Origin of the sequence: Symbiobacterium thermophilum IAM 14863, from assembly GCF_000009905.1 — a bacterium.
Lineage (GTDB): Bacteria > Bacillota > Sulfobacillia > Symbiobacteriales > Symbiobacteriaceae > Symbiobacterium > Symbiobacterium thermophilum.
The window spans coordinates 909,867-925,364 of sequence record NC_006177.1; the positions used below are offsets into that span (position 1 = coordinate 909,867).

The following is a 15,498-nucleotide window of genomic DNA, read 5'->3' on the forward strand; positions in this document are numbered from 1 at the left end:
GGTCCCGCGCCGTCTGCGCGGCAAGGCAGGCGAGCGGGTCGAGGAGCCGAACGCCTGAAAAGCATGTTCGGGCTTGTGCTATCTGCACCGCTGTAAGCACCAGCCCCCACCCGCATGCCGAGGTGGGGGCAGTTTCGCTCCTGAGCGGGGCCCTGTTCGCGTTGAGCGGGCACAGCTCTGGTTCAGGCGATCTTCTTCTCGTGTGGGATCGACCTGATCGGCCTGCTCCTGGTGCCTAGGAGCCTGTCTGAGTAAGCCAGTTCTGTAGGAGCGAAAGGGTTGGGTGTCCAATGTCTTCATCATGAGCAAGAAGACGTATCGACCGTATCAGCCCAATCAGCTGTTGCTGCTGCCCCCTGCCCTGCAGGACTGGCTTCCGCATGACCATTTCGCTTATTTCCTGAGTGATGTCGTGGACTCACTCGATCTAAGCCAAATCGAACGGACATACGAGCGAGAGCTGCGAGGTTACCCACCGTACCATCCGCGGATGATGGTCAAGGTGCTGCTGTACGCCTACTGCAACGGCGTCTACTCCTCTCGCAAGATCGAACGCCGGCTGCAGGAGGACGTAGCCTTCCGCGTCCTTGCGGCCAACAACCAGCCCGACTTCCGGACGATCAGCGATTTCCGGAAGCGGCATCTAAAGGCCCTCTCCGACCTGTTCCTGCAAGTGGTCAAGATCTGCAAGAAGGCCGGGCTGGTTCGCCTGGGTCATGTGGCCCTGGACGGCACCAAGATCAAGGCCAACGCCTCCAAGCACAAGGCGATGAGCTACAGCCGGATGGTGGAGGAAGAACAACGCCTGAAGGCGGAGATCGCAGAGCTGCTCCAGAAAGCCGAGCAAGCTGACCAGGCCGAGGATCACCGCTTCGGCCCACATCGTCGTGGGGATGAACTGCCCGAAGAACTCCGCTTCCGTGAGCGGCGGCTGGCCAAGATTCAAGAAGCCAAGGCTGCTCTGGAAGCCGAAGCGCGCCTGAGGGCCGGCGCTGACGAACATGAGCCTCCCGAGGAGCCGGGACCCAAGGGGCCCAAGGGCGGTCGTCGGCGGAAGCGGCCGAAGGCAGAACCCGCACCAACAGCGCAGCGCAACTTTACGGATCCCGATTCCCGGATCATGAAAGGCTCTGACAAGCAGTTCATCCAGGGGTACAACGCCCAGGCCGTCGTCGATGCCGATACGCAGATTGTCGTCGCTGCTGCCGTAACAAACCAGGCGGCAGATGCTCCGCACTTGATCCCCATGATGGAGCAGGTCGAAACCAATGTCGATGAGATGCCGGAGGAGGTTTCTGCCGATGCAGGGTACTTCAGTGAGCAAAACGTTCAGTGGCTCTTGCAGCGGCGAATCAATCCCTACATTCCTCCGGAGAAGCAGCGGCACAGCGAACGTCGCCGTGCGAAATCACCACGCGGCCCGATTCCCAAGGGAGCAACGCTTCGGGATCGGATGCGGCGGAAACTGCAGCTAAAGCGACACGCCGAGCGCTACCGAAAGCGAGAGCAGAGCATTGAGCCGGTCTTCGGGCAGATCAAGGAGGCTCGTGGTTTCCGGCAGTTCCATCTCCGTGGACTGGAAGCAGTCAACGGGGAATGGCTTCTTGTGTGCCTTTGCCACAATCTCTTGAAGCTCTACGCCTTCAGCCAGGCCGCATAGGCCCGAAATCTGCCTTCAGACAGCGCATGAAGAAGTAGGCACGATCGTTGATATCCAATCATTGGGAGTCTGCCCCTATCTCACGTGCGGTTACCCGGACAGGCTCCTAGACTGATCCCAAACCGGCTGGGGCAAGACCCGACCCGGCACCGCCCAGCGGATGGGGCTCACATCCTGGTCTGGTCGCCCCATGAACTCGGCCCGGAACAGCTTGATGAGCGGCTGCCCGGCACTAACTGGGGAGGGATCACTCCACGGTGCAGGGTGACGCCCTGGCGGCCCTGGGGTTGTGCCTTACCAGTGATGCCGTTGTCGGTGCTGGGAATCCTTTTCATGCCATCATCGGCACAAACGTCCTGAAGGGAGTCGGCACTGTATCCTGTATTGCACAATCTGTCGAAGGATTGTTTGTAATAGCACCAAATATATAGCATAGGTCTGGTCTAGAAGGGAGAGCCAGATGCGGAATGCAGTCTCCAGAGGGCCTTCACAAGAGTGGTGAGAACTTCGTTTTGGCCACAAAACGGTATCTTGAGGCCACACTTGTTATTGACGTGTTGTGGACGGTTTATGACGGTAACGGCATGACGGTGTTACGAGGGTTAGATGGGCAACCCCACACGTTCGATGCGCTGGCACGTCTGAAGGAAGGCGAAAAGCGACCGATCTACATAGAGGCTAAGAAACGCACTAGCGCCAATATTAACGCTGAATACGATGATTTCATAGCAAAATCCTTCAGTTGCTACATGGCAGAGAGGTGGAGACCAGATTGGAACCCTTATTTTATGTTCGTCACCGATCATCCGTTTAAGATGAAAGACTACGCAAGGTTGCTGGAAGCAGATTATCTCCTTACATTTTTGGGTACTTTCGAAAAGTATGGAATTGCTAATGCAGCATTGGAACATGTGGTCGACTTCAAGGATAGAGTTTGGCTCGTGATATGGTCTAACCGGCAAGAGCTAATGTGTGTCACGAATCCAGCCTTGTATCAGAAGCTAGTGGTGGATGGGGGGGGCTAAGATGACCACTACCTTTCTAGAGTTGTACAGAACGTTACAAGAGAAGGACCCTTGGCAAGCGGTCCACTCCATCCAGGCGTACGTGATGCGTGCACTAGCGTGGGCTTTCTCTGATCGGCTTGAGGCAACCGGAGCATTTCAGCACACATTTCTGCCAGATTACATGGTTCATCTACAACCTGGTCCAAAGCTCGCAGTTCACCTGCGATTTAGTGAGGTATCAGCATTGGCTTTAGCGCAAAGTATGCCGACTAAGAGTAGGCACGTAAAGCACGTTATCTTGGTAAACACACTTCCCGATCACCTAGTTGAAGACAGAAAAAACGATACAGAGTACAAGCGGCGCAATGTACTGGTCACCTCATTTGATATTATAGACCAAATAATCAGAGTAGTGGAACTAGTGGAGGAACATGGTCCATACTCGACTACCCTGAGAATCAGAAACCTGCAGCGAGAGTTAGTACGCTGGTTCTTAGATTCGTACGGATGGAGGCCAGCCCCAAGACTGGAAGATTTCATCCGCCATCAACCTGTCGAGCCCCGTAGAACTCTCAGGTTACGGTCGACGCCAGTCACGGTCTGGGTACAGAGACATCCAGATGGTTATGCTGCATACCGCTATCTTCGGGACTCCACCAGTCTAGGAGTCCGTTCCATTCAGAAGCGGTCCTTCAAGGAAATGGGGCGGGGAGCAAGCTTTAGCCGAGTTAACCGCATTAGGGATGTGGCTAAGCCAACAGTTCTTCTTACGTGGACGGACCAAAGGGTGCACATCCCGGTGTTGGCTTGCACATTCACAAGACATGCGCCGATGGGACAGAATGCATTCCAAATTCTTCCACAGGCGGTAGCCTGTGCAGAAATCGGCACCCCATTTATCTTAGTCGCTCCGGAGAAGGCGCCCGTCAGAAGGATGACCGGTGAGGTGACTGTTGAAAAAGCCCATCCTCTATTGTACCAGGCACTGACTAGGATGATGCATATATATCGGATCCCGATCCTGATGCTTCCCTGGCCCACCGATGACGATCTGAACGGATTACCCACACTCCGTTGCGACAGACGATATCCGTCCCTACCTGATCGGGCTACAAGCGCCATTCAGTTACTCTTCCGCTGCGTTGACTTCGTGTTGGAGGGGCATTCGTACACATCTGCTGTATCTAACCTGCTAGGATACTATGGGGTGTCACGGAGAAGGCTTGAGATGGAAGAGGCCCGGTTCCGTCTAGGCATGAGGGCCATTCAAGAGCCTCCTCGAAACAGCGGGCTTCTGTTGCACACAGGAGACACCCTGAGTTATATCCGTGAGACAACAGGGGTGCGAAACGCAAGAATCCCATTTGCACTAAGACACCGGCCCACAACGGTCGTGTTCACAACTAGGTCTAAGAGCCTTCGTGCTGATCCGTATCTAGGTACACTTCTGGCTTTTGACTTCGCGTTCTGCAGGACAGGTCCGAGCGTTGTAGATCGGTCGAGCAATCTGTTTGCCCAGTTCCAGGACGTTCACTTAGATGAGGCGTTGACACAACTGTTTGAAAACGCGAAACTCGAACAGCCTCGCTTCAACCGAAATGCACTGTTCTTGCAGTATGCAGACGCACTAATCTTTAAGGATGGTATGGTTACGAAGCGTGGCGATAAGTGGGTTGTCTATCGGTGATAGTTCTGGTTCCCCAAGAACTAGCGACGTTCCCATGCCGTAGTGCTACTGCTATCAGCTGTCACATGTTGCCCCGCACCCACTCCCGCCAGTCCTCGCCAATCAGCCCCTGCGCCCGGGCGCCGGCCATCGCCCGCCCGCAGCTGCAGCTTCGCCGGACCGGGGCCAGCTGCGCGGCCCGCTCCAGAACAGCCAGTACGTCTGCCTGCGCCTCCCTGACCACCGTCAGCGCGGCGTAGCACAGCTCCAGCTCCCGGGCGAGAAACGCCTCCGGCACCAGCCCGGAACCGACGACGTCCGCGCCCCAGGCGCGGTACATCCGCCGCTCGGCCGGCGTCGCCTCCCGGGATCCGTCCAGCCCCACGTACGTCGCCCCCCGGAACGCCCGGGGGGTCTTTTCGCGCCCCGCGGCATACAAGGCCGCCGACAGCTCCGGGCAGAACGGCGGGTCGAGCCGGATGAACCCGTAGCCCTTCCCCACGAAGAAGGTCGGGGGGAGCAGGCGGGTGAGGTCGATCACGTCCACCGGGACGACCAGGTCGCCCGGCTCCAGGAGGGGGCTGACCGGTTCGACCCGCGCCGCGGCCAGAACGGCGGACGCGCCCGCCGCCTTGGCTGCGTAGATCAGGGCCCGGGGGTCGGCCTCCGCCGTCCGCATGAGCACGGGGCCCCGCTGTTCCACCTTCCCGTAGGGCGTCTCGTGCAGGATCAGCCGGTCGAAGTCACCGGTCCCGGAATACGCGGTCTCGGGAGCCCCGGTCCCGGGGTGCCGGAGCCCGGGGTGCCCAGCGCCAGGTGAACCTACCCCGGCGGCCATCGCCTCCGGCAGGATGAACAGCACCTCACCCATATGCATTCGCCTCCTCCTCCAGCAGCCGCAGCATGATCCGGAACATTAGCTGTCCCACCTCCGGCCCGAACAGCCGCTGCTCCGGGCCGTCGAAGGGCACGCCCGTCGCGTAATTGGACACCCAGCAGATCGACCCGTAGGCCATCCCCAGCTCCCGGGCCAGGAAGACCTCCGGTGCGAGGGTCATGCCCACCAGCTCGGCCCCCGCCTGGGCCAGGAGGGCGATCTCCGCCCGGGTCTCCAGCCGGGCGCCCTCGGTGGCGGCGTAGACGGCCCTTGGCGCGGCCCGGTGACCGCAGGCCGCGGCCGCCTGCACCAGCCGGGCGCGCAGGTCCGGGTCGAACAGCCCGGCGTATGCGGGCCCGGTGGCATGTCCGGCGGGCGGTGCCGGATGGCGCACCACCGTATCGCGCACCGCCGGATCACGCGCCGCCGCCCCGAAGCTGTCCGGCCGTCGCCGGGTCCAGTCGATCAGGTCCGACACCACCGCCAGGCTCCCCGGCGGCAGCGCGCGCACCATCGAGCCGGCGCTGTTCCAGCTCAGTACCCGCCGGGCGCCCAGCGCGCGGGCCGCCCACACGTTGGCCCGGTAGTTAATGAAGGGCGGCGTGACCCCCAGTCGCCCCTCGCCGCCGTGCCGGCTGAGGAAGGCGACCGGCCGCCCTGCCACCGCGAAGATCCGGAACGGTCCGGCCGGGCCGAAGGGGGTCTCCACGGTCCGCTCCGTCCAGCCCGGGTCGAACTGCAGGTGGTACGCCGCCGTACCCCCGATGATGACCGTATCGACCATGCTACTCCTCCGGCTCCGGGGCCCTGAAGTAGTCCCGCACGTTCCAGGGGGAGAACAGCCCCCGGTCCGTGGCGATCACGCTCACGTACTGCGGCGGCGTGATGTCAAAGGCCGGGTAGTACCCCCGGATCCCCTCCGCGGCGGTGCGCACGCCGCGGCAGTAGAAGACCTCCTCCGGGTCCCGCTCCTCGATGGGGATGTCCGCCGCGGTGGCCCGCTCGCGGTCGGGGCCATCGTAGCCCAGCACCATGAAGGGCACGCCGAAGTGGTGCGCCAGCACCGCGTACTGGAAGGTGCCGATCTTGTTGGAGACGTGCCCGTCCAGGGAGATCGAGTCGGCCGCGGTCACGTACTTGGTGATCATCCCCCGGTAGAACAGGTATCCCGGCATGTTGTCGGTCACCAGGGTCACCGGCACGCCGATCTCCCGGGCCTGGGCGGCGGTGAGCCTGGCTCCCTGCAGGTAAGGCCGGGTCTCGGTGGCGATAAGCTCGATCCGCTTCCCCGCCTTCAGGGCGAAGTAGAGCATGTAGTTCAGGGCGGCGCCTGCGAAGCAGTGGGTGAGGATCCGGTCGCCGTCCTCCAGCAGGCCGGCGGCGTGGGAACCGCACAGCCGGGCGGCCCGGTCGCCGGCCCGGATCTGCCCGTCCACGAACTCCCTCACCGCCGCCTCCGGGTCGCGCCCCTCTTCGAGGGCGGCCAGCGCCAGGGCCAGGGCCCGGTCCAGCAGCGGGAAGATGTCGGCCCCCGTGGGCCGGGTGGCCCGCAGCTCCCGGTGGGCCTGCTCCAGGGCCCGGCGGCGCTCCGGCGCGGGGAGATCCCGGCTCTGGCGGCAGGCCAGGGCCAGGCCGTAACCGGCGGCGTAGGCGAGGGGCGGCGCCCCCTGGATCACCATGTCCACGATGGCCCGGGCCACCTCCCGGTAGTCCCGGCAGTCCACGAAGACGGTCTCCTCCGGCAGCCGGCGCCGGTCGAGGATCCGCACCACCCCGTCCTCGTACTTCAGCGTGTCGGCCCGGTTGGTCAGCAGCGGCAGCTTCGGTCCGTTCACGGCCTTTCCTCCCCTGGGTTCTGTCTCCTTCCCATCATGCCGCAGCGCTGGGCGCCGGTCCGGTCGATAAGTGTCACAAAACGGACATTGCCCCTCCACGGGCCCCCACCGCCGCCCCGGTCCCGTTACAGTAGAGGCAGCGTCCCCGACGACATTCGAGCGGAAGGAGCGGACACATGGGCGTGAGCACCCTTCTGGAGCGGACCCTCGACGCCCGCCTGGCCCCCATCTACCGCAAGGTGGTGGCCGGTGAGCGGCTCTCCTTCGACGACGGCGTGACCCTGATGACCCACCCGAACCTGTTTGCCGTCGGGCAGTTGGCCAACCTGGCCCGGCGGCTGCGGGTGGGCGACCAGGTCTACTTCAACAACAACGCCCACATCAACTACTCCAACGTGTGTGCCATCCACTGCAAGTTCTGCGCCTTCGGCCAGAGCCGGCGCAGCCCCCGGGCGTTCACCCTGTCCATCGACGAGATCGTGGCCAAGGCCCGGGCGGCCGTGGCGCAAGGGGCGACGGAGCTGCACATGGTCGGCGGCCTGCACCCCGACCTCCCCTGGGAGTGGTACCCGGCGATGCTCCGGGCCGTGAAGGCGGCCTGCCCCGACGTGCACCTGAAGTGTTTCACGGCGATCGAACTGATCCACTTCACCCGCATCTCCGGCCTCTCGCTGGAGCAGGTGCTGCTGGAACTGAAGGAGGCGGGGCTGGGCTCCCTGCCCGGCGGCGGGGCGGAGATCTTCGCCCCCCGGGTGCGGGAGGCGATCTGCAAGCCGAAGGAGACGGCGGAGGAGTGGCTCCACGTCCACGACACCGCGCACCGGCTGGGGCTGAAGTCCAACGCCACCATGCTCTACGGAACCATCGAGACCCCCGAGGAGCGGGTGGACCACCTGATCCGGCTGCGGGAGCAACAGGACAGGAGCGGCGGCTTCCAGGCGTTCATCCCGCTCCGGTTCCACCCGGAGAATACGGGGCTGGCGCACCTGCCGGGCCCCACGGGTTACGACGACCTGCGGGTGATCGCCGTCGGCCGGCTGATGCTGGACAACTTCCCCCACATCAAGAGCTACTGGATCGCCAGCTCCCCGGCGATCACCCAGGTGGCGCTCCACTTCGGCGCCAACGACATCGACGGCACCGTGCGGGAGGAGAAGATCTACCACATGGCCGGCGCCCGGACGGCCCAGTACACCGAGCTGCAGCAGCTGCTGCGGATGATCTGGGAGGCCGGCCGCATCCCCGCCGAACGGAACACCGTGTACGAGGTGATCCGCGCGTACCCGCCGGAGCCGGACCCCCAGTTGGTGGCCGACGGCGCGATCCACGGCTACACGGCCGAGAACGTGCACCTGTCCGCGGCGGAGCGGGCCATCGCCGAGGGGCGGTTCCATCCGGGCGGCCGCCGGGCGCGGCCCGTGCCGGTCCAGTTCCTGGAGGACCTGGAGCAGTGGGCCGGAGGCGAGGGGAACGGCGCGGCGGTGGACGGGAGCCGGCACGCCGGCGAGTGTGCCGCGGAAGGGAGGGTGTGAGCGGTGAACCCTTTGGAGCACGTGAAGACGGTGGATCGGTGCGGCGCAGCGGAGCCGGTGAAGCCGGCGGACCGGGCGGAGCCGGAGGCGCAGCTGGAGCGGATCCACGAGGCGCTCCTGCGGCCGGAGCCCACCCCGGCGGTGGAGCGGATCCTGCACAAGGCCCTGGACGGCCATCGGATCAGCTATGAGGAAGGCTGCGTGCTGATGCGGGAGGGCGACCTGGGTTCTCTGGGCCTGGTCGCCGGGGAGATCACCCGCCGGTTTCATCCGGATAACATCGTGACCTTCGTCGTGGACCGGAACATCAACTACACCAGCGTCTGTGTCACGGACTGCAAGTTCTGCGCCTTCTACCGGCACGAGAAGGATCCGGACGCCTGGGTGCTGAGCCACGAGGAGATCCTGCAGAAGGTGGGGGAACTGGCCGCGACCGGCGGCACCCAGGTGCTGATCCAGGGCGGCCACCACCCGAAGCTGCCGTTTGCGTACTACACGGAGATGTGCCGGCTGATCAAGCGGCACTATCCCCAGGTCGCGATTCACTCGTTCTCGGTTTCCGAAATCCGCCACTTCGCCCGGGCGTACAAGATGCCGGTGCGGGAGGTGATCGAGCGGCTGAAGGAGGCCGGGCTGGACTCGGTCCCGGGCGCGGGCGGCGAGGTGCTGGCCGACCGGCCCCGCCGCATCATCGCCCCCCTGAAGGACCCGGCCCGGGACTGGCTGGAGACCTACGAGCTCATCGCCGACTGCGGGCTGCGGGGCTCGTCCACCATGATGTTCGGCCACGTGGAGACGCTGGAGGAGCGGGTGGAGCACCTGCTTCGGCTCCGGGAGGTCCAGGACCGAACCGCCGAGAAGCACGGCGTGGGCGTCTTCTGGTCCTTCATCTGCTGGACTTTCCAGCCGGGCAACACCCCGCTGGTGGCGGAGGGGCTGCACAACGGCGTGGCCACCTCCAGCTACGAGTACCTGCGCACCCTGGCGGTGGCCCGGATCTTCCTGGACAACATCCCGAACATCCAGGCCTCGTGGGTGACCCAGGGGGTGCGCATCGGCCAGATCAGCCTGGACTGCGGCTGCAACGACTTCGGCGGGACGATGATGGAGGAGAACGTGGTGGCAGCCGCGGGCACCATCTACCACGCCACGCCGGCCGACGCCATCCGGCTCATCCGCGACGCCGGCAAGATTCCGGCCAGGCGCAACACGTTCTACGAGATCCTGGAGACGTACTAGGAGGTCGGAGCACGATGGGTGACCAGCTGTTCGCGGCCGGGGACGCCGTGCCCGCGGGGCGGCTGCCGGGGCGGAAGGCCGCGACCGCCGCACCGGAGGCCCCCCCGATCCGGCTCGGCTACATCGACTACCTCAACTGCCTGCCGGTGTACTTCGGCATCGAGCAGGGGGCGGTGGAGCTGGACGTGACGGTGCAGAAGGGCCCGCCGTCCGCACTCAACCGGGCCTTCCGGGAGGGGCGGCTCGACGTCACGCCCGTCTCCAGCATCGAGTACGCCCGGCACGCCGCCGACTGCGTGATCATCCCCGGCCTCTCCATCAGCGCCGACGGCCGCGTGGCGTCCATCCTACTGTTTCACCGTCGGCCCCTGGAGGAGCTGGACGGCCGACCCGTGGCCCTCACCGCCTCGTCAGCCACCTCGGTGGTGCTGACCCGGATCATCCTGGAGCTGCGCTACGGGGTGCGGCCCGCATACCGGGTGGCGCCGCCGGACCTGGACGCGATGCTGGCGGAGCACGACGCCGCCCTCCTGATCGGCGACGACGCCTTGCTGGCGGCGCAGGCGTACCCGGAGATCCCCCACGTCGATCTGGGGGCCGAATGGAAGGCCTTCACCGGCCACCCCATGGTGTACGCCCTCTGGGTCGCCCGCCGGGAGCTGGCGGAGGCCGACCCGGCCGCCCTCCGCCGGGTGGTGCGGGTGTTTCACGCCTCCCAGGAGTACGCCTGGGACCGCCGGCCGGAGATGGTCGCGGAGGCCGTGGCCCGGAGGGGGCTGCCGCCGGACGTGGTGGACGACTACTTCGACCTGATCCGGCACGAGTTCGGGCCCCGGTACCGCCGGGGGCTGGTGGCCTTCTACGAGTACGCCCGGCGGCTGGGCGAGCTGGACGCCGTGCCGCCCCTGCGGGTATGGGGCGAGGAGTGAACGGGCCTGCCTCCGGTGGAAAGGCAAGAGCGGAACAACGAGCAGATCCCCCTCCCGGCGAGGGGGATCTTCCTCTTTTCTTGCCGGCGCGCGGGGTGTAAACTGGTCGTGGAAATCGAATAAGTGAGAATTGCCTATACCAGAAAGGGACGGACCATGCGCATTCAAGACCTCATCCTGGAGCGGCAGCGCAGCCTGTTCGTCGGCCGGGCGCGCGAGCTGCGGCTCCTGCAGGAACTGGTGACCTGTCCGGCGGATGACTGGCATCTCCTGCATATCCACGGCCCGGGCGGGATCGGCAAGAGCACCCTGCTGCGCCTGGCCGCAGAGCGGATCGGACCCGACCGGGCGATCCTGATCGACAGCAGCTGCGGCTTCGGCCGGCCGGAGGACGTGCTGGCGCGGATCGGACAGGAGCTGGCCGCCCGCGGGGCCATGGTCTCGGAGGCGGCCGATCGTTCCGCCGGATCGGTTGCCCGCGCGCTCAACGCCCATGCGGCTCGGCAGGGCGGCATCCTCCTGGCCCTGGACGCCTTCGAGAAGTGGGCGTTGGTGGAGGAATGGCTGCGGGAGGAGTGGATCCCCGGGCTGGACCACCGGGTCCGGATCTGCACCGCCGGGCGGCATCGGCTGATCGGCCCCTGGCAGGCCGGCGGCTGGAACCTGCTGATCCGCTACCTGGAACTCCCGCCGCTCTCCCGGCAGGAGGTGGACGAGTACGGCCGGCGGCTCGGCCTCTCGGACGAGGGGGTCCTGGAGGATCTCCGGCGCATATCCGGGGGCCACCCACTGGCACTCTCGCTGGCCGGCCCGCTGCTGGTTCGCCGCGGACGACTGGGCGCCGGCTGCGGCGAGGCCCGGGCCCTCATGCAGCAGCTGATGGAAGCGGTGCTGGCGGACGTCGCGGACCCGCTGCTGCACCGCTGCACGGAGGCCGCGGCGGTGCTTCTGCGCTTCGACCACGATCTCCTGGAGGCGACGTTGGGGGAGCCCGTCCCGACGGACCGGTTCCGGGCCCTGTGCAGTCTGCCCTTCGTCACCCGGTGCGGCGATTGCTGGATGCTGCACGATTCGGTGCGGCAGTGGGCCCGGGCGGACGTGCGGGCCCGCCGGCCGGAGGCCTACGCGCGATACCGGTCGCGGGCCGGGCAGGCCATCGACCGCCGGCTTGGGGCCGGACCGGCGGAGCAGTCGGAATGGCTTTTCGACCGGCTCTACCTCTCGGAAAGCGACTTCATGCACGGTCTTCTCTTCGGGCAGGAGGATGAGCTGGAGGTGCACGGCCTCTCCGCGTCGGACGCGGACGAGGTGGAGCGGATGTACCGGCGTCTCCTCAGGGCGACCCGGCGATCGCCGCGCGAGGAGAGGCTCCTGGCGCTGATCAGGCCCCTGCTCGCCGCGGCGCCCGAGGCCTTCGGCGCTTTGCGCCGGCAGGGCCGGCTGATGGCCTTCGGTTCGGTGTTCCCGCTCACGGGACGGACGGTTCCGATCCTCGCCGCCCATCCGGTGACCGCCCCCGTGGCCCGCCGGTACGTGCCCGGGCAGTCCCGGTACTACCTGGGACTGGCGGGGCACGATCCACAGGGGGTGAGTGGGCTGGAGGCGCTGATGGCCCGCGATCTCCTGCGCCTGCTCCCCGACCAGGGGCTCGTGCTGGGCCAGCTGGAGGAGAACGGGTGGGACCGGTTCTTCCGGCTCATCGGGTTCGAACGGGCGCCATGGCTGGACGCCGCATCCCCGGGCGGGACGTCTTACCGGGGATACGTGCTGGACCTGCGCACCGAGCGGCTGCACGCGAAGGTCCTCCGCCGGCTGCGAGCCGAGGAGGGGGCCCCGGAAAGGGGGCCGGTGCGGACGGCGCCCAGACAGCCGCCGGCCAAGCCGGGACGGACCCCGGCGCAGCCGCCGGCGCGGCAGGCGAACCTGACGGCCGCCGCGCTGGCCCAGCGGCTCAGGAGGGCCCTGCGCCACTTCGACCGGCTGTACGCCCGGCCGGAGCTGGTGGAGCCGCTGCGCTTCCTGGCCACCTGCGCACCCGGCGAGGATGCGGCAGACCCGGCGCTGCAGGTGCAGGAACAGATCCGCCGCGCGATCCAGCGGCTGGAGGACGGAAACGAGGCGGAACGGTGGGACGGGCAGATCCTGCGGATGGCCTTCCTGGAGCGCCGGGGCAGCCACGAGCAGACGGCGGAGCGGCTGCATCTCTCCGTTCCGACCTACTACCGCCACCTGCGCCTGGCCGTGCACCGGCTGGCGCGGGAGCTCCTGCGGGCGGCGCCCGGCTGATGTTCGCCCCCCTTCGCACCCGCGTGCAGGTTCTGTAGGATCAGAATCGAGCGAAAATATCTTTCCGCCGATCCGCGGAATCCGCGCTGTTCTAGGGCTTTCGGGATTTTACCGCGACAGTTCGGTGATTCAACGAAATCTCCTGCCCGCGACCGAGAGGAGTTTTTGACCCACCAGAGAATATACACTAGCTAATATCCGGGGAATCCCGTGATAAGTAAGACAACGGAGAGGGGAAGTAGGATGAGGGGGGTCAGCATGAAGCGTCTACTCGTAGGACTGCTGGCGGTTTCCTTGCTGGTGCTCGCGGCCTGTGGGGGAAGCCAGTCGCAGGCCCCGGGCGGCAGCACCTCGCAGGGCGGTACCCCGCAGGGCGGCACCTCCGCCGGGAGCAGCTCGTCGGGGCCGTCCACCAGCGCCGGTGACAAGGTGATCAAGATCGGCCTGATCGCACCGCTCACCGGCAGCGTGAAGACCTTCGGCGAGTCCAGCCAGAAGGGCTTCCGGCTCGCCCTGGAGCAGGCCGGGTACAAGGCCGGCGACTTCACCATCGAGGTGGTGGAGGGCGACGACAAGGGCGACGCCACCGAGGGCCAGAACCTGGCCACCCGCTTCATCACCCGGGACGGCGTGAAGGCGATCGTGGGTTCCATCACCTCGGGCGTCACCATTCCGGTCAGCCGCATCGCCAACGAGAACAAGATCCCGATGATCACGGGCACCGCCACCGCCGAGGGCGTCACGGTGGAGGAGGACGGCACCCGCAAGCCGTTCATCTTCCGGGCCTGCTTCATCGACCCGTTCCAGGGGCAGGTGGCCGCGCGCTTTGCGCTGCAGGAGCTGGGCGTGAAGACGGCGGCGGTCTTCTACGACCGGGGCAACCCCTACACAGTGGGCCTCGCGGAGTCCTTCCGGGCCGAGTTTGAGGCCGGCGGCGGCCAGATCGTCGCCTGGGAGGCCTATACCGAGGCCGACACCGACTTCTCCGCGGTGATGACCAACGTCGCGGCGCTGAAGCCGGAGCTGCTCTACCTCCCTGACTACTACAACAAGGTCTCGCTGCTGGCCAAGGCGGCCAGGGACAAGGGCCTGGGGGACGTCCCCATGCTGGGCGGCGACGGCTGGGACTCCGAGGATCTGGACTTCGAGGCGCTGGCGGGCAACTACTTCACCGCCCACTACTCCGCGGACGACCCGAGCCCCGCGGTGCAGAAGTTCGTCCAGGAGTTCGAGGCCAAGTACGGCCACAAGCCTGACTCCTTCGCCGCACTGACCTACGACGCCACCAACATCCTGCTGGAGGCCATCCGGGTCGCCAACACCGACGACACCGATGCCATCCGGCAGGCCATGCAGGATCTGAAGGGCTTCCAGGCGGTCGGCGGTTCGATCTCCTTCGACGAGAAGGGCAACCCCATCAAGGCCGCGACCATCCTCCGGGTCAACCCGGACAAGACCTACGAGTTCGTCACGACGGTGAATCCGTAACACAGACAGTTACCAGGGTCGTGCCAGGGCCCGGCCGAGCGCGGCCTGGCCCTGGCGGCCGTTTGGGTAAGGAGGAGGCGGGCCTATGGGCCAGTTTGCAGAACAGGTGGTCAATGGCCTCCAACTCGGATTCGTCTACGCCCTGATCGCGGTGGGTTATACCATGGTCTACGGCATCATCAAGCTGATCAACTTCGCCCACGGGGACGTCATCATGGTGGGCGCCTTTGTCACCTTCTTCGGGCTGGTCCGGGGCATCCCCTGGCCCGCCGCCATCCTGACCGGCATGGCCACGTGCGCGCTGCTGGGCGTGGTGATCGAGCGGCTGGCCTACCGGCCTCTGCGGGTCAAGGGGGCGCCGCGCATCGCCGCCCTCATCACCGCGATCGGCGTGTCGCTCTTCCTCGAGAACTTCGCCAGCCTGCGCATTGCCTTCGGGCCGGACCACCGCCAGTTTCCGGCGATGGTCACCCGCCTGCAGTGGAACGTCTTCGGGGTGACCATCAGCAGCGTGCAGGTGCTGATCGCCGGGGTGACCATCGTCCTGGTGCTCATCCTGCAGCTGGTGGTCTACCGCACGAAGATCGGCAAGGCGATGCGGGCGGTGGCGCTGGACTTGGACGCCGCCCGGCTGATGGGCATCAACGTCGACCGGGTGATCGCCTTCACCTTCGCCATCGGTTCGGCGCTGGCGGCAGCCGCCGGCGCCCTCTGGGCGGCGGCGTATCCGCAGATCTGGCCCTACATGGGCATCCCGCCCGGCCTGAAGGCCTTCACCGCCGCCGTGCTCGGGGGCATCGGGTCGATCCCCGGGGCGCTGCTGGGGGCGGTGCTGATGGGCCAGGCCGAGGTGCTGACCGCGGCCTACATCACCACCGACTTCCGGGACGCGGTGGCCTTTGCCCTGCTGATCCTGGTGCTGCTGGTCCGCCCGGCGGGCCTTCTGGGCAAGGCCGGGCCGGAGAAGGTGTAGGGGGGT

11 protein-coding genes are annotated in these 15,498 nt (G+C 66.0%); 8 read left to right on the forward strand and 3 right to left on the reverse strand.

Annotated features, from left to right (window positions below; translation table 11 throughout):
- The first annotated feature begins 301 nt into the window (after nt 1-301).
- Together STH_RS04200 and STH_RS18275 are read left to right on the forward strand one after the other, a co-directional pair.
- Nucleotides 302-1,660, forward strand: coding sequence for an IS1182-like element ISSyth1 family transposase (locus tag STH_RS04200; RefSeq protein WP_043714892.1), 1,359 nt, complete (start codon nt 302-304; stop codon nt 1,658-1,660).
- A gap of 467 nt (nt 1,661-2,127) precedes the next feature.
- A complete protein-coding gene (locus STH_RS18275) occupies nt 2,128-2,685 on the forward strand; it encodes a hypothetical protein (RefSeq protein ID WP_011194945.1) in 558 nt (185 codons plus the stop codon).
- A gap of 1,730 nt (nt 2,686-4,415) precedes the next feature.
- Here STH_RS18275 and STH_RS04205 read toward each other — a convergent pair.
- The 3 genes from STH_RS04205 to STH_RS04215 are packed head-to-tail and all read right to left on the reverse strand — an operon-like array spanning nt 4,416 to nt 7,045.
- Nucleotides 4,416-5,204 (reverse strand): hypothetical protein, encoded by a 789-nt coding sequence (locus tag STH_RS04205; RefSeq protein ID WP_043713332.1) that lies wholly within the window; start codon nt 5,202-5,204, stop codon nt 4,416-4,418.
- The gene (locus tag STH_RS04210; RefSeq protein WP_011194948.1) at nt 5,197-5,994 is read right to left on the reverse strand and encodes an MTAP family purine nucleoside phosphorylase; all 798 of its coding nucleotides are present in this window, start codon (nt 5,992-5,994) and stop codon (nt 5,197-5,199) included. Before STH_RS04210 ends, STH_RS04205 begins: the two co-directional genes overlap by 8 nt.
- A 1-nt stretch (nt 5,995) precedes the next feature.
- On the reverse strand, nt 5,996-7,045 hold the full coding sequence (locus STH_RS04215) for a s-methyl-5-thioribose-1-phosphate isomerase (protein ID WP_011194949.1): 1,050 nt from the start codon (nt 7,043-7,045) through the stop codon (nt 5,996-5,998).
- Nucleotides 7,046-7,221: 176 nt separating this feature from the next.
- Between STH_RS04215 and mqnE the strand changes: the two genes are divergently transcribed.
- From mqnE to STH_RS04245, 6 genes are all read left to right on the forward strand, one after another.
- Complete coding sequence (gene mqnE / locus STH_RS04220) at nt 7,222-8,577, forward strand: aminofutalosine synthase MqnE (protein ID WP_011194950.1); 1,356 nt, start codon at nt 7,222-7,224, stop codon at nt 8,575-8,577.
- Between the two features lie 3 nt (nt 8,578-8,580).
- Nucleotides 8,581-9,816, forward strand: coding sequence for a cyclic dehypoxanthinyl futalosine synthase (mqnC, locus tag STH_RS04225; RefSeq protein ID WP_242654570.1), 1,236 nt, complete (start codon nt 8,581-8,583; stop codon nt 9,814-9,816).
- Between the two features lie 14 nt (nt 9,817-9,830).
- Nucleotides 9,831-10,745 (forward strand): menaquinone biosynthetic enzyme MqnA/MqnD family protein, encoded by a 915-nt coding sequence (locus STH_RS04230; RefSeq protein WP_050742108.1) that lies wholly within the window; start codon nt 9,831-9,833, stop codon nt 10,743-10,745.
- A gap of 156 nt (nt 10,746-10,901) precedes the next feature.
- On the forward strand, nt 10,902-13,031 hold the full coding sequence (locus tag STH_RS04235; RefSeq protein ID WP_011194953.1) for an AAA family ATPase: 2,130 nt from the start codon (nt 10,902-10,904) through the stop codon (nt 13,029-13,031).
- A 258-nt stretch (nt 13,032-13,289) separates the two neighbouring features.
- Complete coding sequence (locus STH_RS04240) at nt 13,290-14,519, forward strand: ABC transporter substrate-binding protein (RefSeq protein ID WP_148205479.1); 1,230 nt, start codon at nt 13,290-13,292, stop codon at nt 14,517-14,519.
- Between the two features lie 85 nt (nt 14,520-14,604).
- Nucleotides 14,605-15,492, forward strand: a complete 888-nt coding sequence (locus STH_RS04245) for a branched-chain amino acid ABC transporter permease (RefSeq protein ID WP_011194955.1) — start codon at nt 14,605-14,607, stop codon at nt 15,490-15,492.
- The last annotated feature ends 6 nt before the right edge of the window (nt 15,493-15,498 follow it).